Annotated in this window: 3 protein-coding genes; 2 read left to right on the top strand and 1 reads right to left on the bottom strand. The window is 60.2% G+C overall.

All coding sequences use genetic code 11. The features are described 5' to 3' along the window. The first annotated feature begins 244 nt into the window (after positions 1 to 244). Positions 245 to 2,539: a hypothetical protein gene (locus tag ACYUCQ_RS16035; RefSeq protein WP_460255559.1), complete on the top strand. Its 2,295-nt coding sequence runs from the start codon at positions 245 to 247 to the stop codon at positions 2,537 to 2,539. After that, the gene (locus ACYUCQ_RS16030; RefSeq protein WP_460255558.1) at positions 2,536 to 5,943 is read left to right on the top strand and encodes a TM0106 family RecB-like putative nuclease; all 3,408 of its coding nucleotides are present in this window, start codon (positions 2,536 to 2,538) and stop codon (positions 5,941 to 5,943) included. Before ACYUCQ_RS16035 ends, ACYUCQ_RS16030 begins: the two co-directional genes overlap by 4 nt. Positions 5,944 to 5,994: 51 nt before the next feature. On the opposite strand, the gene ACYUCQ_RS16025 is transcribed toward ACYUCQ_RS16030, so the two are convergent. Beyond that, on the bottom strand, positions 5,995 to 6,650 hold a 656-nt coding region (locus ACYUCQ_RS16025; RefSeq protein ID WP_460255557.1), incomplete at its 5' end, for a YecA/YgfB family protein.

The raw sequence follows: 6,650 nt of genomic DNA, 5'->3' as shown, positions 1-6,650 counted from the left end.
TGGACAACCGAAACACCACGTTCCTTGATCAACCGAACCGCTTCAAACTTAAATTCACGCGTATATTGCCTGCGAACCATTTTGCTCTCCTGTCGCGTTAAACACCTTATCTCGGTGTCCACGAAACCGGCAGCAGCTCAAGGCGGTCTCCGGCCTTGAGAAGCAGCGCGTCGCTGTCGCCTTTCCGCTCGACATTCTTCCTGGCGTTCGTAGTTTCGATTCCGCTACGCGCCTGGCGGACCAGTTGAAGATCATCCCCGCCGAGCCGGGCAGCGTGGCCGTGTTCTTCCCGGCAGTGAAGGAGGCCTCCGGCCTCAGATTTCACCTGCACGGCCCCTTCGTGCCGGAGTTGAGTCGCGCCAGCATCAAGGAGACGAAGGCCAACACACCGCTTTTTGAGCAGCTTGCGGCGCTCGCCGCCGCGTCCCTACATCGCATCAAGGAACTCGGGCTTCTGACCCCCGACTTCCTTTCCGTGCTCCCTAATCCGCAGGATCAGGTTCCTCCCCGCTATCAGGGCATCCGCACCGCGATCATTGCGGCCATGAAAGCGCAGCCCCTCACACCGACGCATGACAAGGGACATGCGCCAGCAAGCCGCCTCATTCAGGCCAGGGTGTCGCTCAAAGAATTGCTGTCCGAGGCCGACATTGCATTTCTGGTCGATCACAATGGCGAGCCGCCGCTTTGGGCCATCGGCGCAACGCAGCGAAATAATAGGATCGACCAATTCCTGTCAGGACTGGAAATTCGTGATTGGGGCTTGGCCAGGTTCATAGAGACGCTGCGCAAACGTACGCGCGATGAAAATGGACTATATCCTATCAAGCCAGAGCCGGAGTTTCTGTTGTGGCTTAAGCAGAAGCCTGCCGCGTGGATGCAGGAGCTTTACGCCCTTCTGCACGCGGAGGCCCAAAACGTATCGTCTCAACTAAAAACCTTGCGCATTGTGCGTCTGTCTGACGGGAATCTAAGCCGGGCCGATCAGGCGTTCTTCGCTACCGGCACGATGGCCGGGGACGTTCCCGTCGTGGACACGGCGGTTTACGCCTCCGGCACCGGCAAGAGCGAGAAGGAGGGCGCAAAAAAGTTTCTGTCGGAAATAGGCGTTCGTGAGATCGGCGAGGCCGAGCAGATCGAACTCATCCTCAAGCGCCGCTACACGCACGAAGCTGCAATACCGGACGACAAAACCTACCTTCAAGACTTGAAACGCTTTGTCGCCTTCGTCGAAGAAACGGGCGACGGATCGCTATTCGGTGAATTTTATATTTTTCAGGGTGCGGACGGCGATTGGCAAACGGCCAAGGGCATCTATCTGGATCACCCTTACCTAGATACCGGCCTGGCCGCCTATTACGGCGCCCTCACGGGTGATGCCGTGCCGAAGGCGCTTCATGCTCGCTATGAAAAATGCGGCATCTCCAACAAAAATCTTGTCGCGTTCGCAGAGGAAATAGGTGCCAAGGTCAGCTTAGAAGTCATGCACGATACCTGCTACCGTAATCCAGATTGGCCAACCCTTGGCTCCGCAGGTGGAGCTTGGACGGCGTATGGGATCAACCGCGATTATTTCATTCCTCATCTCGATGAGATGCTCAAAACGCCGTCTCTAGAGCTTTCCCGCCTGATTTGGAAAACGCTCACGTCGCTTTCCTCTACATTCTTGCAGGCAGTTTATCGGAATAATTCGGCGCATAACGCGAAATATGCCGGGTCCCGCCTTGTGCATGGGCTACGTTCTGCAAAGTGGGTTCCGCAGGGCGACAGCGAGTTCGTGCGCCCCGCTGACGCATTACGTGTGCTTTTGCCGAAAGGTTTTCCATTCGATCCCGGCTATGCTTGGCTCAAGGCCGTTCAGTTCGGCGAAACCGCTGCCCGTAAGTCGGCCCAGGCGCAGCAGAAGGACGCTGCTGCTAAGAGCCTCGGGTTTGACGACGCTGCCGCCGCTGAGCGCGCACGGCGCTTCGCCAATGATTTGTCTTTGGAAGAGCAGGAGAAGATTCTCACCGAGATCGAAAACCGCAAAAAATCGGCCATCCCAGATCGGCCGCTCGCCAATCCCGAGCGGCGTGCGCAGCACGTACGCGAGCAGGCGATGCAGGCTCCCGACAAGCAGAGCGAAATCCGCGAGCGGTCGGTGTCCGTCGGCCGCGAGGATGTGAAGGCGCAGGCCGACACTTACCTGCGGGAGCATTACCGCAACGCCGATGGCGAGGTGACGTGCCAAATTTGCAAGGGGCCGCTACCCTTTAAGATCGACGGGAGCGAGTATTTTGAGGTCGTCGAGTTTTTGCCCGAACTGACGAAGCGCCACCCGCAGAATTATCTAGCCCTTTGCCCGAACCACTCCGCGATGTTTCGGCTCGTCAACGGCTCCAGGGAAACCATGCGCGAGGCGTTCCAAGCCCTCACGGACAACGAGCTTGAGGTGGTGCTCGCCGAGCAGGATTTGACCGTCTATTTCAGCAAGACTCACATCATCGACCTCAACGCCGTTCTTGATGCAGAGGACAGTCTTCCGGCTGGGCGCCAATGAAAAAGGTCGGGGCTACCTTCGAATTTAGCGCGACCGATTTGGTCGGGCATCTGAGCTGCAAACACCTGACGGTCCTGGACCGCTTGGTGGCTGAAGGCAGGCTACCGAAGCCGAGGGTGTGGGATCCTCTTCTGCAAATCCTGTCGGAGCGGGGCGCCGACCATGAGCGGGGCTATGTCGAGCATCTGACAAACGCGGGGCTCGATCCCGTTCGGATCGACGGCATCGACGTGACGGCTACATCCGTTGCCGAGACCCGCTCGGCCATGCGGCGCGGCGTTCCGGTGATTGTCCAGGCGGCCCTGGCGCATCAGGGGTGGAATGGGCGGGCCGATATCTTGCGTCGCGTCGAAGCGCCGAGCGGACTCGGCGCCTGGTCCTATGAACCGATCGACACCAAGCTGGCCCGTGAAACGAAAGCCGGCGCCATTCTCCAACTCTGCGTGTATGCCGATCTACTCTCGGACATGCAGGGCCTTCCACCCGAATACATGTATGTCGTGGCGCCCTGGTCAGAGTTTCAGCCGCAGCAGTTTCGCTTTGCCGATTACGCGGCCTATTTCCGAAAGGTGAAGCGAGCGCTCGTTGCCGCTGCGGCCGCCTCAGACGCCGATGATACTTATCCCGATCCGATCGAACATTGCGACATCTGCCGCTGGCGGGAAACGTGCGACAAGCGCCGCCGCGACGATGACCATCTTTGCCTCGTCGCCGGCATCTCCAAATTACAGATCAACGAGCTGAAGGCGCATGGCATCGCGACTGTGCAGACACTGGCCGGCATGCCACTGTCGCTCGCTTGGAAACCCGATCGCGGCTCGGCCGACTCCTTCATCCGCGTTCGCGAACAGGCACGTATCGTCGTCGAAGCTCGCGCGCCGGGCGCGGGCAAGTTCGAGCTGCTCCCGGTAGAGACTGGATTCGGGCTAACCCGCCTGCCCGAGCCTTCGGACGGAGATGTGTTTCTCGACCTCGAGGGCGATCCTTTTGTTGGCGAGCACGGTCTCGAATATCTGTTCGGTTATCTGTTCAAGGGCGCGGACGGCACTCTCGCCTATGAGGGCGATTGGGCGCTCACGCGCGTCGATGAAAAGCGCGCCTTCGAGAAGTTTGTCGATTTCGTCATGGTGCGATGGGCGAAATTCCCAAGGTTACACGTCTATCATTACGCCCCATACGAACCGGCGGCATTGAAGCGCCTGATGGGCCGCTATGCGACGCGCCAGGAAGAAATCGACCGGATGCTCCGCGCCGGTCTGTTCGTCGATCTCTACCGAATCGTGCGGCACAGTCTGCGCGCCAGCGTCGAGAGCTATTCGATCAAGCGGCTCGAGCCCTTCTACGCTTTTACCCGCGGAACCCCGCTCAGCGAAGCGAATGCCGCCCTCGCAAACTTCCAGGCTCATCTGGAACTTAGCGACGCGCCTTCGACTCCAGACGACGTCAAGACTACGGTCTGCGCGTATAACGAGGACGATTGCCGGTCCGCGGCGAACTTGCGCGACTGGCTCGAAGCGCAGCGGGCCAAGCTGGTCGCAGCGGGTACGGAAGTGCCCCGCCCGCAGCCGGGCGATGGGTCGCCGAACGAAAAGATCACCGACTGGCTGATCAAAATCAATTCCTTGATCGGCAGGCTTATAGCTGATGTGCCGGCCGATCCCGCGGAACGGAGCGACGAACAGCAGGCTCGGTGGATCTTGGCCAACATCCTGGATTGGCATCGGCGCGAAGAAAAGGCGGTTTGGTGGGAGTTTTTCCGCTTGGCCGATCTTTCGGCGGAAGACTTGCGCGAGGAGCGCGCCGGCCTTTCTGGCCTGGAATTTGTCGGGGTAGTCGGCGGCACCACCAAGGCGCCGATCCATCGCTATCGCTTCCTGCCGCAAGAGACCGAGCTTCGCGGTGGCGAGGAACTCCGCAATCTCGGTGGTGACAAACTCGGCAAGGTCGAGGCGTTCTCATTCGCCGACGAAACCGTCGATATCAAAAAGCGTCAGGACACTGCCGACCTTCATCCGCAGGCCGTGTTCGCCCACAGCCATGTCGATACGAAGGTCATTGCCGAGGAGCTGGTGCGGATCGGCGACCACGTCGCCGATCACTGCGTGGGAGGCCACGGGCCTTACCAAGCGGCGCGCGATCTCCTGCTCCGGGAGCGTCCGCGCGTCGGAAGCGAGCCGCTGCATCGCGCGGACGAGACGACCGTTGACGCCGCGGTTCGGATCTGCGCGCACTTCGCCGGTGGCATTCTGCCGATTCAGGGACCGCCGGGTGCAGGCAAGACCTTCACCGGCGCGCGGATGATTTGCGAGCTGGTGCGCCGCGGCAAAAAGGTCGGGATCACCGCCAACAGCCACAAGGTGATCCGTAACCTGGTGGACGCGACGATCAAGGCCGCCGATGAACTCGGCATTACCTTGCAATGCTGCCAAAAGGCGGATGAGGCCGGAGGCCCGCAGCACCGCCTCTTCTTCGCCAAGAAGAATGAGGACCTGTTCAGCGCGTTGAGAAGCGGCTCTGCCGCCGTCGGGGGCGGCACGGCGTGGCTTTGGTCGCGCCCGGACGCGTTCGAGACAGTGGACGTGTTGTTTGTCGATGAAGCCGCCCAGATGTCGCTGGCCAACGTGCTCGCGGTGTCGCAGGCGGCGAAGGCGGTAGTGCTGATCGGAGATCCACAGCAGCTCGATCAGCCTACGCAGGGGAGCCATCCCGAGGGTACCGAGGTCTCGGCGTTCGATCACATTCTTGGAGGGGAACGAACGGTCCCGGCCGACAAAGGGCTATTCCTCGAAGAGACTTGGCGGCTCCACCCAGAAATCTGCGCCTATACCTCCGAGCTTTTCTACGACCGTAAGCTCCACTCAAAGCAGGGGCTTGAGCAGCAGGTCGTCAAAGGAGCCGGACCGATCAGCGGAGCGGGCCTCTACTTCCTCCCGGTTGCGCACAGCGGGAACCAGAATTGCTCGCCCGAGGAGGCGCAGGCGATCGGCGATCTCGTGCGGTCGATCCTCGCTGATAATGCAACTTGGGTCGATCGCGAGGGGCAGGAGAAGCCGCTCACGCTGCACGACATCGTCATCATCACGCCCTACAACGCCCAGGTCTTCGAGATTCAGCAGTGCCTACCGGGCGCCCGCGTAGGCACCGTCGACAAATTCCAGGGCCAGGAAGCGCCAATCGCCATCTACTCGACGGCGACATCGAGTCACGCGGACGCACCGCGCGGGATGGAGTTCCTCTACAGCCTCAACCGGCTCAACGTCGCCACCTCTCGCGCCAAGTGTGCGTCGATCCTCGTCGGCTCACTGCAGATCTTCGAAGCGGAATGCCGGACGCCACGGCAGATTCAATTGGCGAACGCCTTCTGCCGCTATCTTGAGATGGCAAAATTGATCAGCGCCGGGTGAAGTGAAAAGTAACCGATGCGAGGGCCCCACGTTGAGTATTTGCTGGTTCAATCACGGACTAGCGAAGCGGTGAAGCATCCAGAATTCTCTGATTGCGGGAACAACGATTGGGATGGCGTGGTAGATTTCACGCAAGTCGGGGTCGGCGTTGCTGCTTTCTTGCTCAACGCTATGCAGGGTTGCTGCGACAGGGTCGCTGCAGTGGAAGAAGATCGGTGAGGTGAGGCAGAACTCGGGACGAACGGGGTCGCGCAGCGGCTTCCAGTCGGCCCAGCGCAGATGCATGGCGGTGAGGAAGCCGAGGCACCAAGGTTCGGCGAAGACGGTGCCATCATCGCCGCGCTGGAAGATCGGCGCGTAGTTTTGTGGCGCGGTGGCGAGAATGTCGCTGATTGCGTTGTGCCTTTGGATGATGGCCTCAATGGCGGCAAGCGTTTTACCGTGGGCGGATGCGATACGACCCTTGCTGCCGAGCAAGTCAGTAAACCACTCATCGGGTGGGATCGAGACTGGGCCGACAACAATGGCGGTGACATAGCCGTCGAGCATGGAGACGTTGTCGATTTTGCCCTCAGGCTGCATGCGCCGCAGCCAGCGATCCAGGACATTGAGGTTCATAGCGGTTGGATTTGGTTTGGCGGGTTGGGACGCCCGGCGCGATTGTCGCTGGCTCATGCGGCCAGCGCGGTTTCGGTCTTCGATATTTT

It is taken from the genome of Acidiphilium sp. MT5 (assembly GCF_054767495.1).
Note: the sequence above shows the minus strand (reverse complement) of the source record. Positions and strands in the feature narration are given on the sequence as shown.